General features: G+C 62.1%; 15 protein-coding genes and 1 riboswitch. Of the genes, 4 read left to right on the top strand and 11 right to left on the bottom strand.

The window, feature by feature from the left end; genetic code table 11:
• Positions 1 to 87: 87 nt before the first annotated feature.
• From HU739_RS09375 to cobO, 6 genes are read right to left on the bottom strand one after another with little or no spacing between them, the layout of a single operon-like run.
• Positions 88 to 1,539, bottom strand: a complete 1,452-nt coding sequence (locus HU739_RS09375; RefSeq protein ID WP_186551019.1) for a cobyric acid synthase — start codon at positions 1,537 to 1,539, stop codon at positions 88 to 90.
• Positions 1,536 to 2,528: a threonine-phosphate decarboxylase CobD gene (gene cobD, locus HU739_RS09380; protein ID WP_186551020.1), complete on the bottom strand. Its 993-nt coding sequence runs from the start codon at positions 2,526 to 2,528 to the stop codon at positions 1,536 to 1,538. The genes HU739_RS09375 and cobD overlap by 4 nt, the downstream gene beginning before the upstream one ends.
• A complete protein-coding gene (cbiB, locus tag HU739_RS09385; RefSeq protein WP_186551021.1) occupies positions 2,521 to 3,429 on the bottom strand; it encodes an adenosylcobinamide-phosphate synthase CbiB in 909 nt (302 codons plus the stop codon). The genes cobD and cbiB overlap by 8 nt, the downstream gene beginning before the upstream one ends.
• Positions 3,426 to 4,076, bottom strand: a complete 651-nt coding sequence (gene bluB / locus HU739_RS09390) for a 5,6-dimethylbenzimidazole synthase (protein ID WP_186551022.1) — start codon at positions 4,074 to 4,076, stop codon at positions 3,426 to 3,428. Before bluB ends, cbiB begins: the two co-directional genes overlap by 4 nt.
• Positions 4,073 to 5,455 carry a cobyrinate a,c-diamide synthase gene (locus HU739_RS09395; protein ID WP_186551023.1) on the bottom strand — a complete coding sequence of 461 codons (1,383 nt, stop codon included), beginning with the start codon at positions 5,453 to 5,455 and terminating at the stop codon, positions 4,073 to 4,075. The genes bluB and HU739_RS09395 overlap by 4 nt, the downstream gene beginning before the upstream one ends.
• On the bottom strand, positions 5,452 to 6,063 hold the full coding sequence (gene cobO / locus HU739_RS09400) for a cob(I)yrinic acid a,c-diamide adenosyltransferase (protein ID WP_016773703.1): 612 nt from the start codon (positions 6,061 to 6,063) through the stop codon (positions 5,452 to 5,454). The genes HU739_RS09395 and cobO overlap by 4 nt, the downstream gene beginning before the upstream one ends.
• 81 nt (positions 6,064 to 6,144) lie before the next feature.
• Positions 6,145 to 6,372: riboswitch (cobalamin riboswitch) on the bottom strand.
• A 162-nt stretch (positions 6,373 to 6,534) separates the two neighbouring features.
• On the opposite strand from cobO, the gene HU739_RS09405 reads away from it, so the two are divergent.
• Together HU739_RS09405 and HU739_RS09410 are read left to right on the top strand one after the other, a co-directional pair.
• The gene (locus tag HU739_RS09405) at positions 6,535 to 7,119 is read left to right on the top strand and encodes a hypothetical protein (protein WP_186551024.1); all 585 of its coding nucleotides are present in this window, start codon (positions 6,535 to 6,537) and stop codon (positions 7,117 to 7,119) included.
• Positions 7,120 to 7,185: 66 nt separating this feature from the next.
• The gene (locus HU739_RS09410) at positions 7,186 to 8,499 is read left to right on the top strand and encodes a PQQ-dependent sugar dehydrogenase (RefSeq protein ID WP_186551025.1); all 1,314 of its coding nucleotides are present in this window, start codon (positions 7,186 to 7,188) and stop codon (positions 8,497 to 8,499) included.
• A 132-nt stretch (positions 8,500 to 8,631) separates the two neighbouring features.
• Here HU739_RS09410 and HU739_RS09415 read toward each other — a convergent pair whose 3' ends face one another.
• The 5 genes from HU739_RS09415 to HU739_RS09435 all read right to left on the bottom strand — a co-directional run bounded on the left by HU739_RS09415 (position 8,632) and on the right by HU739_RS09435 (position 13,293).
• Complete coding sequence (locus HU739_RS09415) at positions 8,632 to 9,168, bottom strand: C40 family peptidase (protein WP_186551026.1); 537 nt, start codon at positions 9,166 to 9,168, stop codon at positions 8,632 to 8,634.
• Positions 9,169 to 9,384: 216 nt separating this feature from the next.
• Positions 9,385 to 10,002 (bottom strand): C40 family peptidase, encoded by a 618-nt coding sequence (locus tag HU739_RS09420; protein ID WP_186551027.1) that lies wholly within the window; start codon positions 10,000 to 10,002, stop codon positions 9,385 to 9,387.
• Between the two features lie 214 nt (positions 10,003 to 10,216).
• Positions 10,217 to 10,921, bottom strand: coding sequence for a DnaA regulatory inactivator Hda (hda, locus tag HU739_RS09425; protein WP_186551028.1), 705 nt, complete (start codon positions 10,919 to 10,921; stop codon positions 10,217 to 10,219).
• Between the two features lie 205 nt (positions 10,922 to 11,126).
• The gene (locus HU739_RS09430) at positions 11,127 to 12,200 is read right to left on the bottom strand and encodes an AI-2E family transporter (RefSeq protein WP_186551029.1); all 1,074 of its coding nucleotides are present in this window, start codon (positions 12,198 to 12,200) and stop codon (positions 11,127 to 11,129) included.
• Between the two features lie 34 nt (positions 12,201 to 12,234).
• On the bottom strand, positions 12,235 to 13,293 hold the full coding sequence (locus tag HU739_RS09435; RefSeq protein ID WP_186551030.1) for a DUF2066 domain-containing protein: 1,059 nt from the start codon (positions 13,291 to 13,293) through the stop codon (positions 12,235 to 12,237).
• 376 nt (positions 13,294 to 13,669) lie between these two features.
• Here HU739_RS09435 and purM point away from each other — a divergent pair, with 376 nt between their 5' ends.
• Together purM and purN are read left to right on the top strand one after the other, a co-directional pair.
• On the top strand, positions 13,670 to 14,728 hold the full coding sequence (gene purM, locus HU739_RS09440) for a phosphoribosylformylglycinamidine cyclo-ligase (protein WP_186551031.1): 1,059 nt from the start codon (positions 13,670 to 13,672) through the stop codon (positions 14,726 to 14,728).
• Complete coding sequence (gene purN / locus HU739_RS09445) at positions 14,728 to 15,378, top strand: phosphoribosylglycinamide formyltransferase (RefSeq protein WP_186551032.1); 651 nt, start codon at positions 14,728 to 14,730, stop codon at positions 15,376 to 15,378. The genes purM and purN overlap by 1 nt, the downstream gene beginning before the upstream one ends.
• Positions 15,379 to 15,380 lie beyond the last annotated feature (2 nt).

Consider the following 15,380-nt stretch of genomic DNA (forward strand, 5'->3'; position numbering starts at 1 on the left):
CGCTATCGCGAGCAGGCTCACTCCTACAGGGGAACGCATTTCAAATGTAGGAGTGAGCCTGCTCGCGATGAGGCCCTTGAAGCCCACTCAAATCCCACAAAGCTGACGCAACAGCCCGGTATCCAGATGCTTCTCCACCAGATCCGCCAAGCGCTCGATATCACGCTCGCGCAAGCCGTGGTAATCGACCTCTTGCACGTCACTCAACCCGGCCCAGCGCAACAACGCGGCACTGGCCTGGGGCGATTCGAACAAGCCATGCAAATAGGTGCCGAACACCTGACCATCCGCACTTTGCGCACCGTCACAACGGCCGTCGTCCAGATGCACCGCCGCATTCTCCAGCGCCGGCCCGGTGGTTACGCCAGCATGAATTTCATAACCGCTGACTTCGGCGTTTTCCAGCGCCAGCCGTCCACGGACGTTGCGCAGTTGCTTCTCGGCTTCGAGCTGCGTCTCGAACGCCAGTAACCCCAGCCCGGTACTGGAGCCGGCAGCGCCTTCGAGCCCGAGCGGATCATGCACCTGCTCGCCGAGCATTTGCAGACCGCCGCAAATCCCCAGCACCTTGCCGCCGTAGCGCAGATGCCGGCTGATCGCCGTGTCCCAGCCATTGGCGCGCAGATAGGCGAGATCGCTGCGCACGCTTTTCGAGCCCGGCAGAATGATCAGGTCGGCAGCCGGAATCGCCTGCCCCGGCCCGATAAATTGCAAATCGACCTGCGGGTGCAGGCGCAGCGGATCGAAGTCGGTGTGGTTGCTGATGCGCGGCAGCACCGGTACCACCACTTTCGACACCTGTTCGGCCTTGTCGGTCTGCCGCTGATCGATACCGTCCTCGGCCTCAAGATGCAGGTCCATCACGTACGGCAACACGCCGACCACCGGTTTGCCGGTGCGCTGTTCGAGCCAGTCGAGGCCCGGTTGCAGCAAGGCGATGTCGCCGCGAAAACGGTTGATGACAAAGCCTTTGACCCGCGCCTGTTCGCTCGGCGAGAGCAACTCCAGGGTGCCGACCAGATGGGCGAAGACGCCGCCGCGATTGATGTCGGCAATCAGCAGCACCGGGCAATCCACCGCTTCGGCAAAACCCATGTTGGCGATATCGCCTGCGCGCAGGTTGATCTCCGCTGGCGAACCGGCGCCTTCGACCATCACCAGCGGATACGCCGCACTCAGTCGCTCGTGGGAAGCAAGCACCGCTTGCATCGCGATGGCTTTGTAATCGTGATAGGCGACAGCGTTCATCGTGGTCACAGCGCGGCCATGAATAATCACTTGGGCGCCCGTGTCGCTGTTGGGCTTGAGCAACACCGGGTTCATGTCGGTGTGCGGTTGCAGATTCGCCGCTTGTGCCTGCACCGCTTGCGCGCGGCCGATCTCGCCGCCGTCAGCGGTCACGGCGCTGTTGAGCGCCATGTTCTGCGGCTTGAACGGCACCACCGCCACGCCCTGGCGGGTCGCCCAGCGGCACAACGCGGTCACCAGCGTGCTTTTGCCGGCGTCGGAAGTGGTGCCTTGCACCATCAAAGTGGTCATGGGTGGTCCTTGGCGAAGGCGATTAACGCCTGTTCGAGACGTAACTCTTCAGCCGCATCGGCAGGCAGGCCGAAACGCACACTGCTGTTGTGCGTAAACAGGCGCAAGAGGATGCCGCGACGGGCCATGAATTCGTACAGCGTCTGGGCGTGTTCGGTGATCAACCACTGAAACAGCGCGCAGCCGCCCTGCGGCTCAAAGCCATAACGCGCCAGCAATGCCGCCAGCCGTTCGCTGGCCTCATCGCTGCGTATCCGTTGGCGAGTGTGGCCCTCGGTGTCTTGCAGACAAGCCGTACCGAGCACTCGCGTCGGCCCGCTCACCGCCCACGGTCCTACTTGCTCGGCGAGCAGTTTGAGCAACTTGCGCTCGGCCAGGACAAAGCCGAGTCGCACCCCCGCCAGGCCGAAAAACTTGCCGAACGAACGCAACACCACCAGCCCGACCTGATGCGCATACGGCGCCAGGCTCAGTTGCGGAGTGTTGTCCATAAACGCTTCATCAACCACCAGCCAGCCACCGCGTTGCGCCAACCGTGCATGCCAGTCGAGCAGGCGCGCCGGGGTCAGGCTCCGGCCGGTCGGGTTGTTCGGATTGACCACCACTAACACGTCGAGGCTGTCGAGAAAGAACTCAACTTCCTGCTCCAGCAATTCACGGACGATGTAACCGCTGCGGCGCCAGGCCTCGGCATGCTCGGCATAGCACGGCGACAACACGCCAACCTTGCCGGCCCGGCGCAGACGCGGCAGCAACTGAATGGCCATTTGTGAACCGGCCACCGGCAACACCTGCGCGGCGCCGTAGTAATCGCACGCAGCCTGCTCCAGACCGTCATCGGTTTCCGGCAAGCGTGCCCAGGCGCGCAGCGGAATTTCCGGAATCGGGAACGGCCATGGCGCCAGGCCGCTGGACAGGTCGAGCCAGTCGGCTTCGGCAATCGCGTAATCGAGTGCCGCCTTGCGCAGCCGGCCACCGTGCTCAAGCATAGAATTCAGCCCCCACGCAGAGAATCAGCAACCATAACCATACCCCGCGCTGGACCAATTGCCAGCCACGCTCGATCGAATCGGCATCCGCCGCCTGCCCCTCGCCGAGCTGAGGACGCTCATGCAGTTCGCCGTGATAGATCGCCGGGCCACCCAGTTCGACGCCCAGTGCCCCGGCACCCGAGGCCATCACCGGCCCGGCGTTGGGGCTGTCCCACTGCGGTGCCTGGGTGCGCCAGCACTTCAAGGCCAGTCGGGTCTTGCCCAGTAGCGCGTAGGTAAACGCCACCAGACGCGCAGGAATGTAGTTCAGCACGTCGTCGATTTTCGCCGCCGCCCAGCCGAACCGTTCGAAGCGTTCGTTGCGATAACCCCACATCGCGTCGAGGGTATTGCTCAAGCGATAGAGGACCACGCCCGGCGCACCGGCAACGGCAAACCAGAACAGCGCGGCAAACACCGCATCGCTGCCGTTTTCCAGCACCGATTCGGTGGCGGCGCGGGCCACAGCATTGCTGTCGAGTTCATCGGTCTGACGGCTGACCAGATAACCGACCCGCTTGCGCGCCTCGCCGAGATCATCGGCACGCAAGGCTGCTGCGACCGGCGCGACATGCTCGCCGAGGCTGCGCATGCCGAGGGCGCAATACAGCGCCACAATCTCGATAATCCAGCCGACATAGGGCGCCCAGGACAACGCGGTGGCGAGCAAGGTCAGCGGCAGCACCGCGATCACCCATGCGGTGACGCCATGGCTGCGCCAGCCACGGCCGCCGGCGTTGAAACGCTGCTCGATGCGCCCGGCAAAATTGCCGAACGCGACCAGCGGATGCCAGCGTTTCGGTTCACCGAGCAGCGCATCCAGCGCCACCGCGGCGACACTCAACAACGCCACACTCATCGCCTCACTCCCCAATAATTTTCATACAGCAACTCATTGAGCGGCCGTGTTTGCGCCCAGCCTTCGAGGACCAGCATCGGCGCCGGATAGAATTCCCTGACCGGGCCCAGACACAACACCGCCAGCGGCTTGGCGCCCTCCGGCAGCTTGAGCAAATCGGCCAGCGCCTGCGGCTCGAACAGCGAGACCCAGCCCATGCCCAGGCCTTCGGCACGGGAAGCCAGCCAGAGATTCTGGATCGCGCAGGACAGCGACGCCATGTCCATTTCCGGCAGCGTGCGCCGGCCGAAAATATGTTTTTCGCGATCGTCCATCAGCGCCGCGACGAGCACTTCGGCGCAGTCGTTGATGCCTTCGACCTTGAGTTTCATGAACTCATCGCTACGCTCGCCGAGGGCTTCGGCTGTGCGGATGCGCTCTTCTTCGACCAGGTTGCGGATCTGTCCGCGCAGAGCGCGATCGCTGATGCGGATGAAGCGCCAGGGCTGCATCAAGCCGACGCTCGGCGCCTGATGTGCGGCTTCAAGCAGACGACGCAGTAGCTCGGGCGCAACGGTGCCGCCGGTGAAGTGGCGCATGTCGCGGCGTTCGGCGATGGCTTTATAGACCGCTGCGCGCTCGGCTTCGGAGAATGTGTTGTCGGTCATGGCCCTTTCGCGAGCAGGCTCGCTCCCACAGGGTTTGGGTGTTCCATTGTAGGAGGGAGCCTGCTCGCGATAGCGGTTTCAAGGTGTGGCGCAAACAGCGCAGCGACAGCCGCAGGATTCGACGGAAAATAAAAATGCACATAAGAAGCCGTCATCCGCCCTTCCCGGTATACCGCCTCCGCCCCACGCCCGCCATTCGGACTCAAGCCCCGGGCAATCGGCGTCAACTCTGTTGTGGTCAGCGAATGGTGATAGGTATGCCCGCGCAACGAACCTTCCGGCAGATCGACCGCTTGCAGCGCCAACGCCGCCAGACGCTTCTGCATCACCGCATCGCCCTTAAGCAACCCGACCAGTTCCGCGCGGGTGCCGTCGACATCGGTCAAGGAGTCGAGCAGGTACAACATCCCGCCACACTCGGCGAGCAATGGTTTACCCGCCAAATGATGCGCGCGGATCGCTTCAAGCATCGGCGTGTTTTTCGACAGCGCAACATGATGCAACTCCGGATAACCGCCCGGCAGATAAAGGCTGTCCGCCTCGGGTAATTGGCTGTCGCGGATCGGCGAGAAGAAGCGCAGCTCGGCGCCCATCGCACGCAGCAGATCGAGACTGGCGCCGTAGGTGAAGGCAAACGCTTCGTCACGGGCGACGGCAATACGTACGCCATCGAGCAACGGCTCGGCAGTCAACACATCCGGCGCGGCGAATTCGACGGCCGGCGGCAGCGCGACCTCGCAACTGCTGGCCAGCGCATCGGCCGCCGCGTCGAGGCGCACATCCAGATCATTCAATTCACTGGCCTGGACCAGACCGAGGTGCCGGCTCGGCAGTTCGATGCCCGTCTCGCGGGACAACGCGCCGTACCAGCGCAGGCCTTCAGTCAGGCTGCCTTCGAGCAATTGCGCATGGCGCAAGGTGCCGACACGGTTGGCCAGCACGCCGGCAAACGGCAGGTCTGGCTGATAGCGCGCCAGACCCAGCGCCAGTGCACCGAACGTCTGCGCCATTGCCGTGCCGTCGATCACCGCGAGCACCGGCACGCCAAAGTGCCGCGCCAGATCAGCGCTGGACGGCGTACCGTCGAACAGCCCCATCACGCCTTCGATCAGAATCAGATCCGCCTCGGCTGCCGCTTCCCACAACAGGCGACGGCTTTCCTGCTCGCCGACCATCCACATGTCCAGTTGATACACCGGTGCACCGCTGGCGCGCTCGAGAATCATCGGGTCGAGAAAGTCCGGGCCGCATTTGAATACGCGTACCTTGCGCCCTTGATTGCGATGCAAACGGGCGAGCGCGGCGGTGACGGTGGTCTTGCCCTGACCGGAGGCCGGCGCGGCGATCAGCACCGCCGGGCAGTGACGGGGCTGATTCAAAGTTCGACGCCTTTCTGCGCTTTGATGCCGGCCTGGAAAGCGTGTTTGAGCATGCCCATCTCAGTGACCGTGTCGCCCATTTCGATCATTTCCGGCTTGGCGCCGCGACCAGTGACGACAACGTGCTGCATCGGCGGCCGCGCCTGCAAATCGCTGAGCACCTGATCGAGATCGAGGTAGCCGTGCTTGAGGGCAATGTTCAGTTCATCGAGCACCACCAGACCGATCGACGGATCACGCAGCAACTCGCGGGAGACTTCCCAGGCGGCAGTGGCGGCGGCGATGTCGCGCTGGCGATCCTGGGTCTCCCAGGTGAAGCCTTCGCCCATGACATGGAAACGCACCTGCTCGGGGAAGCGGCGGAAGAACAACTCTTCGCCGGTGCTGTTGCGGCCCTTGATGAATTGCACCACGCCGCACTGCATGCCGTGCCCCATGGCGCGCGCGAGCATGCCGAAGGCCGAGCTGCTTTTGCCTTTGCCATTGCCGGTGAGCACCAGCACCAGTCCGCACTCGTCGGGCGAATTGGCGATGCGTTCGTCGATCACGGCTTTTTTGCGCTGCATACGCGCCAGATGGCGCTCGTCACGCTCGGGGGAATCAGTCATGGGGGAGCTCTCCGTTGGGGCTGGATAACGGCGGGCAGGCACAGGAATAGACGGCAAAAAGCCTGGCATCGCCCACCGTGATGCCGCTGGATGGATCAGGCCGGTCTCCGGGCTCATGAGCGGCGTACACCTGACTGCGCGCCTTCCCGCTTCTTTCGAGGCAGTGGCTCAAGGCGCAGTTTTCACTCATTTACCGTTGCGGGGGCAGCGCCGGGATCGTGATGCGCTTCGCTTGAAGACACCCTCACCGGCTTCCCTGTTTCACTCTGTCGACGCACGTCACAGAGCACCTGAAACAAGCGGCGAAGGTTAGAGGGTTGGGGGTGGAGCGTCAATTAAAGAGGCGTCCGGATGATGAATAACTGCCGCCAATCAATTATCGGCTGGCAATCTTGTGCCAGACTGTGACAAGTGATATCAAAGAGCCATGCTTTTCCGAAAAAGCCCACTACAACAATAAGGATGACGACGATGCAAGGCATGATCATCAGCAACCCGCGCCTGGAATTTCTGCGCCCGGTGCTGGAACGCTGGTTTGACTGTATCGATCGCTACAACACCGTACGCGGCGACAACGACACGCCGTACTGGCACGACGAAAAAGCCAATCTCGGACTGCTCTCGGCAGCGGCGTGGATGGCCGAAATGGTCACGCTGAACGATACGGCCACGCGCAAACAGAACGAAGAAGGCGAGCGCAACGCCCGTGCCGATCTGCTGATTGCCGGCGCCGAAGACCGCGCGTTCATTCAGGCTACGCAACGCTGGCCGAAAGTCAGCAACCTCAACCTGACACAGGCCCTGCTCGATATCACCTTCGATGCCAGGCGCATCAGCTATGCCAGCGACCTCAAGCTCGGTTGCCTGTTCGTGGCTCCGCAAAAAGCCCAGCACAGCGCCAGCCCCGAAGAGTTGCAGGACATGGTCGACGACCTGCAAAAGGAGCATACCTGCGCCGTCGCCTGGTATTTCCCTTACGCCTACCGCAAGTTGCACAGCGAAGCCGGCAACTATCACCCCGGCATCGCCGTCCTGTTCAAGGAAGCCCGCGGTTGAGCGGTTGAACCATCGGGCCTGCGCCCTCCTCTATGTTTAGGAATGCATTCATAGGGAAGATCAGCAATGCGCAAGCCCCAACTCGTTTTCGTCATCGCCCTGGCCGGTGGACTCGCCGCCTGCGGTGAAACCTCCAGCCTGCAAGTCTCCGACGGCACCGGGCCGACACCGAAACTGCCAGAACCGAACAAGACCCTGATCCCGACGGTAAACATCGCCCCGGCCGTCGGCTGGCCCGAGGGTGGCAAACCGACGGCGGCGGCAGGCACACAGGTGGCGGCGTTTGCCGAGGGTCTCGACCACCCGCGCTGGCTCTACGTGCTGCCAAACGGCGATGTGCTGGTGGCGGAAACCAACGCGCCGCCCAAGCCTGACGACAGCAAAGGCATTCGCGGCTGGGTGATGAAAAAGGTCATGGGCAAGGCCGGCGCTGGCGTACCGAGCCCAAACCGCATCACCCTGCTGCGCGACGCTGACCACGACGGTGTCGCAGAAACCCGCACGGTGTTTCTGCAGAATCTTAATTCGCCGTTCGGTATGACGCTGGTCGGCAACGATTTGTACGTAGCCGACACTGATCGCCTGCTGCGCTTCAACTACGAGCCTGGCACCACCGAGATCAAGACGCCGCCAATCAAGGTCGTCGACCTGCCTGGCGGCACGCTGAATCACCACTGGACCAAGAACGTCATCGCCAGCAAGGACGGCAGCAAGTTGTACGTCACGGTTGGCTCGAACAGTAACGTCGGCGAAAACGGTCTGGATCAGGAAGAAGGCCGCGCCGCCATCTGGGAAGTGGACCGGGCAACCGGCAACCATCGCATCTTCGCCTCAGGCATTCGCAACCCTAACGGCCTCGCATGGGAACCCACCAGCGGCGCACTGTGGACGGCGGTCAACGAACGCGACGAGATCGGCAGCGATCTGGTGCCGGATTACATCACCTCGGTCAAGGATGGTGGTTTCTACGGCTGGCCGTTCAGCTACTACGGCCAACACGTCGATGTGCGGGTCAAACCGCAGAACCTCGATCTGGTCGCCAAAGCCATCGTGCCGGATTATGCCGTTGGCCCGCACACCGCCTCGCTCGGCTTGACCTTCGCCGAGGGCAACAGCTTGCCGGCGCAATTCAAGGAAGGCGCCTTCATCGGCCAGCACGGCTCATGGAACCGCAAGCCGCACAGTGGCTATAAAGTGATTTTCGTACCATTTACCGGCGGCAAGCCGAGCGGGCAACCGGTGGATGTGCTGACCGGTTTCCTCGACAAGGACGAAAACGCGCTGGGCCGCCCGGTGGGCGTGGTGATCGACCAGCAAGGCGGTTTGCTGGTGGCGGATGACGTGGGGAACAAGGTGTGGCGCGTGTCTTCTGCCAAATAACCTGACGCCTGACGCATAACAAATGTGGGAGCGGGCTTGCTCGCGAAAGCGGCGTCCAGTCGACATCTACGTCACAGGTACACCGCAATCGCGAGCAGGCTCACTCCTACATTGGATTTTGTCAGATCAGGTTTATGGGTTATGCGCCAACTGCCCCGGTTGCAACACCCGCTTGGCACTCAGATAAGCCTTCTGCCAATAGGCCTTCGACAGGCTGTCGAGTTTCACTGTGCCGCCCGTGGCCGGTGCATGGACGAAGCGGCCTTCGCCCACGTAAATTCCTGCATGACTGACCTGCGAGCCGCCATTGGTGGCGAAGAAAATCAGGTCGCCAGTCTGCAAGCCTTCCTTGCCGACATTCGGTGCCCGCATGACGATCATTTCGCGGGTCGAGCGTGGCAGCGAAATCCCGGCCGCGTCGCGGTAAACGAAACCGATCAGACCGCTGCAATCGAAACCGGAATCCGGCGTGTTGCCGCCCCAGCGATACGGCGTGCCGACCAGACCGAGGGCGCGAAACAGCACATCTTCGGCAGCAGGCGAAAAGGCTTGGGAGGGGCCGAACACGACCGGGGCGCGAACCACCGGCGCAGGAGGCGGCGTACGACTGGCGCAGGCGCTGAGCAGCGCGGCACAAAGAATCAAGGTGAGGCGGGCCGACATCGTCATAAGCAGAACATCCTGATCTGGCTGCGGCTTTTCTGCCGACGGACAGAAAACAAAACCGCCTGCGTCAGCACGCAGGCGGTTTGCCATCAATATGATCAAGATTCTAGCGGCTACGCGGCAAACTTCAAGTAAGACTTTAACTTCACCTTGTAAAGCTTGTGTCTACTTCGTTGCCGGAAGCGTGATGGTCGCCGCGAACGCAGCGACCTCGGCCGATTACTTGCGAGCAGTGACCACGGTCGGTGCCATGGCGAGTGCACGCTTGGCTTCGATGAAGGTCTTGCTCCAGTAGCTGTCACCCAGGCTGTCGATGCGAACACCGCCGCTGCGACGACTGCTGGAGTGAATGAACTGGTTGTCGCCCAGGTAGATCCCGGCGTGACTGACACGACCGCGACGACCATTGGTGGCGAAGAACAGCAGATCGCCCGGCTCAAGGTTGCTGCGCGACACGAGTGGCGCATCGACGTTGATCATTTCGCGAGTCGAGCGTGGCAGGTTCATGCCGGCTTCTTCACGGAACAGATAACCGATGAAACCGCTGCAATCGAAACCGGCTTCAGAAGTACCGCCGAAACGGTAACGAGTACCGATCAGGGACATGCCGCGTTCGAGGATGCTGTCGGCCAGAACAGGAAGCTGATAAGGCTTGCTGCCGTTGAATGCGTTGAGTTCTTTTTCGGTGTCCAGCTCTTCCTGGTAAATAACGGAGGACTGGGCAGTAGCAGAATTTTTAACCTGTTGAGGCTGCTCTTGAACCGGAGAATGAGCAGCGCAACCGAACAACAGGGTGACGAGTGCGAGAGGCACGAGGGGTGCGAAGCGCTTTAGCATGGGCACGACCGTGGCTGATAGTTGTAAAGAAGCCGAGACTATGCCCGCTATCAGCCTCATTTGCAAATTCAATCGATCTTTTTGTGACTTCCCGGTTTCTCGTTTACATCTAAGCGCTTAAGCCCGTCTGGGCCGTTTGGCAGCCTTCAGAGCAGGCGCGACAGCGGATTTTCTGGCGCCTGGAATATGCCGGATCGCGCTCAAAGCCGCGCCGTTACCAGCCCAGCGTTTCCTTGAGAAAGGGAATGGTCAGTTTGCGTTGCGCCTGCAACGAGGCCTGATCGAGCTGTTCGAGCAGCTCAAACAACGCACTCATGCTGCGAGTGCCGCGGGTCAGAATGAAATGCCCGACCTCGTCGGTCAGGTGCAGACCACGCCGCGAAGCCCGCAATTGCAGCGCACGCAGCTTGTCTTCATCGGAGAGCGGACGCATCTGGAAAATCAGTGCCAGGGTCAGGCGCGATTTCAAGTCCGCCAGCTTGACCGGCAATTCGCGCGGCGACGTGGCGGCGGCGATCAGCAGACGCCGACCGCTGTCACGCAGACGGTTGAACAGGTGAAACATCGCCTCTTCCCAGTCCGCCTTGCCGGCGATTACCTGCAAGTCATCCAGGCAGACCAGTTCGTACTGTTCAAGGTTGTCGAGGATTTCGACGCCGCGATCCATCAACTCGGCCAGCGGCAGGTACACCGCCGGTTCGCCCATCTGCTCGAAACGCAGGCACGCCGCTTGCAACAGATGCGTACGCCCTACGCCGTGCTTGCCCCACAGGTAGATCAGACTTTCTGTCCAGCCGGCGTCGGCTTCGCATAGGCGCTCGACATAGCCGAGTGCAGCGGCATTGGCGCCTGGGTAGTAGTTGATGAAGGTGGCGTCGTCACGCAGACGCACACCTAGGGGCAGCTGAATCGGTTTCATGCTGACTGAACAGTTCCCAAGGAACCGTTAGTGGCCTCTGTGTAAAGTTTGCGAAGTTTATACCCGTGAAGCTGAGCGCACAATGCGACAGAGTCCAAGCAAAATCAAAGGTTTGCGTTAACACACTGGTTTCATGAAGATTCTCTGACGCCAGCGCCCGCAGGACGCGGGCCAGCCCGACGATTCGCCGGGCCGCCCTGCGCCCTTACAACTGCGGCTCGTCCACGCCGCTGTAAATGTCCGAGTCCTTGTACAAGTCGTGCACATGGCGCACCAGCACCATGATCACCGCCGCCACCGGCAGCGCCAGCAGCACACCGGTAAAGCCGAACAACTCGCCGCCGGCCAGAATCGCAAAGATCACGGCGACCGGGTGCAGGCCGATGCGGTCGCCGACCAGCAACGGTGTCAGCACCATCCCTTCCAGCGCCTGGCCGACCATGAACACCGCAACAATCCCGATCATCGGGTACAGGTCGCCACCGAACTGGAACAACCCGGCAATCAGCGCCGCGCCAATTCCGATCACGAATCCCATGTACGGCACGATCGCCGCCAGCCCCGCGATGAGGCCGATCAACAGCCCCAGCTCAAGGCCGACGATCATCAGGCCGGCAGCATAGATCACCCCAAGCGCAACCATCACCAGCAACTGCCCGCGCACAAACGCGCCGAGGACTTCATGGCACTCACCGGCGAGCGAAACCACGCGCGCTTCGCGATCACGCGGCAACAGGCTGCGGATCTTGCCCATCATCACGTCCCAGTCGCGCAGCAGATAAAAACTCACTACCGGGATCAGCACCAGGTTCGCCAGCCAGCCGATCAGCGCCAGGCTCGACGCCGTCGCCTGACTCAGCACCACACCGACGATGTCAGTGGTCTGCCCCATGTGCTCGCTGATTGCCGCTTTGACCTTGTCGAACTTCCAGAAGCCGTCCGACAAGCCCAGCTTCGCCTGCGCCCACGGCACAGCGCTGTGCTGCAACCAGTCGAGCATTTGCGGCGCCAGCTCATAGAGGCGCAGCAACTGCTTGGCGAGCATCGGCACCAGCACCAGCATCAACGCCGTGACGATCAAGGTGAACAAGGCGAAGACCGCGATCACGCCCCAGGTCCGGGACAGACCGAGTCGCTCCAGGCGATCGACCAGCGGGTCGAACAGGTACGCGAGCAGCAACGCCACCAGAAACGGCGTGAGGATCGGGTGCAGCAACCATACAAACGCGCAAAGCAGGACTACCCCACCGAGCCAGAACCAACGCCGCGTATCGGCCATTTACCACTCCTGATGCTTCTATATAAGGAAAGACTTACCAGCGAAACCGCAAGGACGGCGCCGCCGCTGTCGGGGTTGGTGGCGTAACTGCGGGCGCCCCCTCAACCGCAGTCTGCGCAGGTGCCACGGGAGCCGGTGCTTCGGCAGGCAGCTCCTGCAACTTCGCCAGCGACAACTGCGCACGCATCTGCTCGGCACTGCCATTGACCCGATACACGATACGATCGCCATCGACACTTTGCAGACGCACGCCAAACGGTTCGAGTAACCGCAACAGCGCCGCGTAGCGTTCAAGATTCATCCCTTGCACCTCCAGCGTCTGCTGGCCCGATGCGCCGGGTCTGGCGGCAAAGCGCGGCGCCAGCCGTTCGGCGACCGCCAGCATCACCGCATCGGCAACGGCGGCCTGATCGGCGCCCTGCACGCTGCCCGCCTCTTTCTGCTCGCCCAGCCACAACTGCCATTTGGCTTGCCACTGGCCGCCGTCCTCACGTGCATGCACCGCAAGCAAGGCGTCGGCGTTATAGCGCTCCGATGCGCTGCGCAAAGGCGCCGGATCCGCGCCGTCCAGCACAGGCGCCGTCGCCACCAGTTGTTCGCTCAGATCCGCCAGCGGCAAGCGCAAAGGCAAACCGCGATGTTGAGCCGCCGTGCGCAACGGCGCGGCGGCTGCCTGACCGTCACCGACCAGGCTCGGACTGTCTGCCGAGTCATTCAGCCACCAGCTCAGAATCGACGGACGACTGGCGCCCCACAGCGACAGCCCCGCCCGGCGCAGTGCCTGTTCGGTGCTCGCCGGATCGAAATCGACCTTCAGCACCTCCGGCGGTCCGGCGTCAAAACCGTATTGACTGATGATCTGCTGCGGATCCTTGCGAATCGCCGCCAGACCCGGGTTCTGCGCAGCCTTCGGATCGCCGGTCAGACGCAACACCAGCGTATCGAGCGCCGCCTGCGTGGCGCGGTCGCGCTCTTGCGGCGCCTGGCCGCTGACCGGCTGACGCACTTGATAAAGGCCTTTGAGGTTTTCGGCGTGACCCGCCAGGCTGACCAGAGACAAGCAACCTACAAGCAACAATTTACGCAAACGCATGGAGTATTCCCGTCGACAGGAGCGGCTGGAACAGGCCGCGTGAACCGATTGAGCAAGGCTTGTGACCTTCAGCCGTTGCAAAACATTCACACGGCGGCGGTAAGTTTTTGCACAGTGATAACGATAGACGGTTAATTGCCACACCTTATACAGGCAGTCACAGGGCTCAATTGCAAAAAATTTCCGTGGATTATGGCCCTGCCCGTCGGTGCGAGGATGGCCGCTGCCCCTCAAGCCTGATAAAATCGCGCGCCTTCGCAGACCGGCAACAGCCGTGCACCTCGAAACTCGCGTGAGGCCATCGCCCCATCGGTTCCGACGTTCGCGCTGAACTCGGTCGTTACCCCCTGAATCCCCTCCCCTAAAGGCCTGGATCATGAGCAAGCAACCCTCCCTGAGCTACAAGGACGCCGGTGTAGACATCGACGCCGGTGAAGCATTGGTCGAACGCATCAAGAGCGTCGCCAAGCGCACTGCGCGCCCGGAACTCATGGGCGGCCTGGGCGGTTTCGGCGCCCTCTGCGAGATCCCGGCCGGCTACAAGCAGCCTGTGCTGGTGTCCGGCACCGACGGCGTCGGCACCAAGCTGCGCCTGGCGCTGAACCTGAACAAGCACGACAGCATCGGCATCGACCTGGTCGCCATGTGCGTCAACGACCTGGTGGTCTGCGGCGCCGAGCCGCTGTTCTTCCTTGATTACTACGCTACCGGCAAGCTGAACGTCGACACCGCCGCTCAGGTGGTCACCGGCATCGGCGCTGGCTGCGAACTGTCGGGTTGCTCGCTGGTTGGCGGTGAAACCGCTGAAATGCCAGGCATGTACGAAGGCGAAGACTACGACCTGGCCGGTTTCTGCGTCGGCGTAGTGGAAAAATCGGAAATCATCGACGGCTCGAAAGTCGCCACCGGTGACGCCCTGATCGCCCTGCCATCGTCCGGCCCGCACTCCAACGGCTACTCGCTGATCCGCAAGATCATCGAAGTGTCCGGCGCCGACATCGAAAACACCCAGCTCGACGGCAAGCCGCTGACCGATCTGCTGATGGCGCCGACCCGCATCTACGTCAAGCCGCTGCTCAAACTGATCAAAGACACCGGCGCAGTCAAGGCCATGGCCCACATCACTGGCGGCGGCCTGCTCGACAACATTCCGCGCGTTCTGCCAAAAGGCGCCCAGGCGGTCGTCGACGTCGCCAGCTGGACTCGCCCGGCGGTCTTCGACTGGCTGCAAGAGAAAGGCAACGTTGACGAAACCGAGATGCACCGCGTGCTGAACTGCGGCGTCGGCATGGTCATCTGCGTGGCGCAGGAACACGTTGAAGTGGCGCTGAGCACCCTGCGTGACGCCGGCGAACAGCCATGGGTCATCGGGCAGATCGCCGCAGCGGCCGAAGGCGCTGCCCAGGTCGATCTGAAGAACCTTAAGGCTCATTAATGTCCGCAACCTGTGATGTCGTGGTGCTGTTGTCCGGCACCGGCAGTAACTTGCAGGCTCTGATCGACAGCACGCGGACCGGCGACAGCCCGGTTCGCATCGCTGCGGTGATTTCCAACCGCGCCGACGCCTACGGCCTGCAACGCGCCCGCGATGCGGGCATCGCCACCCGCTCGCTGGATCACAAGACGTTCGAAGGTCGCGAGGCCTTCGACGCCGCGCTGATCGAACTGATTGACGAATTCCAACCGAAACTGGTGGTGCTGGCCGGTTTCATGCGCATTCTCAGCGCAGATTTCGTCCGCCACTATCAGGGTCGCCTGCTCAACATTCACCCGTCGCTGCTGCCCAAATACAAAGGGTTACACACTCACCAACGGGCGCTGGAGGCCGGCGACACGGAACACGGCTGCTCCGTGCACTTCGTTACCGAGGAACTCGACGGCGGACCACTGGTCGTACAGGCAGTATTACCGGTAGAGTTGCACGACACGCCGCAGAGTCTGGCGCAGCGAGTGCATGTTCAGGAACACCTGATCTACCCGATGGCCGTACGCTGGTTTGCCGAAGGCAGGCTGGCACTCGGGGAGCACGGTGCTTTACTCGACGGTCAGTTACTCGCGGCCAGCGGCCACTTGATTCGACACTAGGA

It is taken from the genome of Pseudomonas hamedanensis, assembly GCF_014268595.2.
GTDB lineage: Bacteria > Pseudomonadota > Gammaproteobacteria > Pseudomonadales > Pseudomonadaceae > Aquipseudomonas > Aquipseudomonas hamedanensis.

Coding starts and splice junctions, on each gene's coding strand:
- purN (WP_186551032.1), top strand. CDS start 14,728: ATGTCCGCAACCTGTGATGTCGTGGTGCTGTTGTCCGGCACCGGCAGT.
- bluB (WP_186551022.1), bottom strand. CDS start 4,076: ATGACCGACAACACATTCTCCGAAGCCGAGCGCGCAGCGGTCTATAAA.
- purM (WP_186551031.1), top strand. CDS start 13,670: ATGAGCAAGCAACCCTCCCTGAGCTACAAGGACGCCGGTGTAGACATC.
- hda (WP_186551028.1), bottom strand. CDS start 10,921: ATGAAACCGATTCAGCTGCCCCTAGGTGTGCGTCTGCGTGACGACGCC.
- cobO (WP_016773703.1), bottom strand. CDS start 6,063: ATGACTGATTCCCCCGAGCGTGACGAGCGCCATCTGGCGCGTATGCAG.
- cobD (WP_186551020.1), bottom strand. CDS start 2,528: ATGCTTGAGCACGGTGGCCGGCTGCGCAAGGCGGCACTCGATTACGCG.
- HU739_RS09375 (WP_186551019.1), bottom strand. CDS start 1,539: ATGACCACTTTGATGGTGCAAGGCACCACTTCCGACGCCGGCAAAAGC.
- HU739_RS09405 (WP_186551024.1), top strand. CDS start 6,535: ATGCAAGGCATGATCATCAGCAACCCGCGCCTGGAATTTCTGCGCCCG.
- HU739_RS09420 (WP_186551027.1), bottom strand. CDS start 10,002: ATGCTAAAGCGCTTCGCACCCCTCGTGCCTCTCGCACTCGTCACCCTG.
- HU739_RS09410 (WP_186551025.1), top strand. CDS start 7,186: ATGCGCAAGCCCCAACTCGTTTTCGTCATCGCCCTGGCCGGTGGACTC.
- cbiB (WP_186551021.1), bottom strand. CDS start 3,429: ATGAGTGTGGCGTTGTTGAGTGTCGCCGCGGTGGCGCTGGATGCGCTG.
- HU739_RS09415 (WP_186551026.1), bottom strand. CDS start 9,168: ATGACGATGTCGGCCCGCCTCACCTTGATTCTTTGTGCCGCGCTGCTC.
- HU739_RS09435 (WP_186551030.1), bottom strand. CDS start 13,293: ATGCGTTTGCGTAAATTGTTGCTTGTAGGTTGCTTGTCTCTGGTCAGC.
- HU739_RS09430 (WP_186551029.1), bottom strand. CDS start 12,200: ATGGCCGATACGCGGCGTTGGTTCTGGCTCGGTGGGGTAGTCCTGCTT.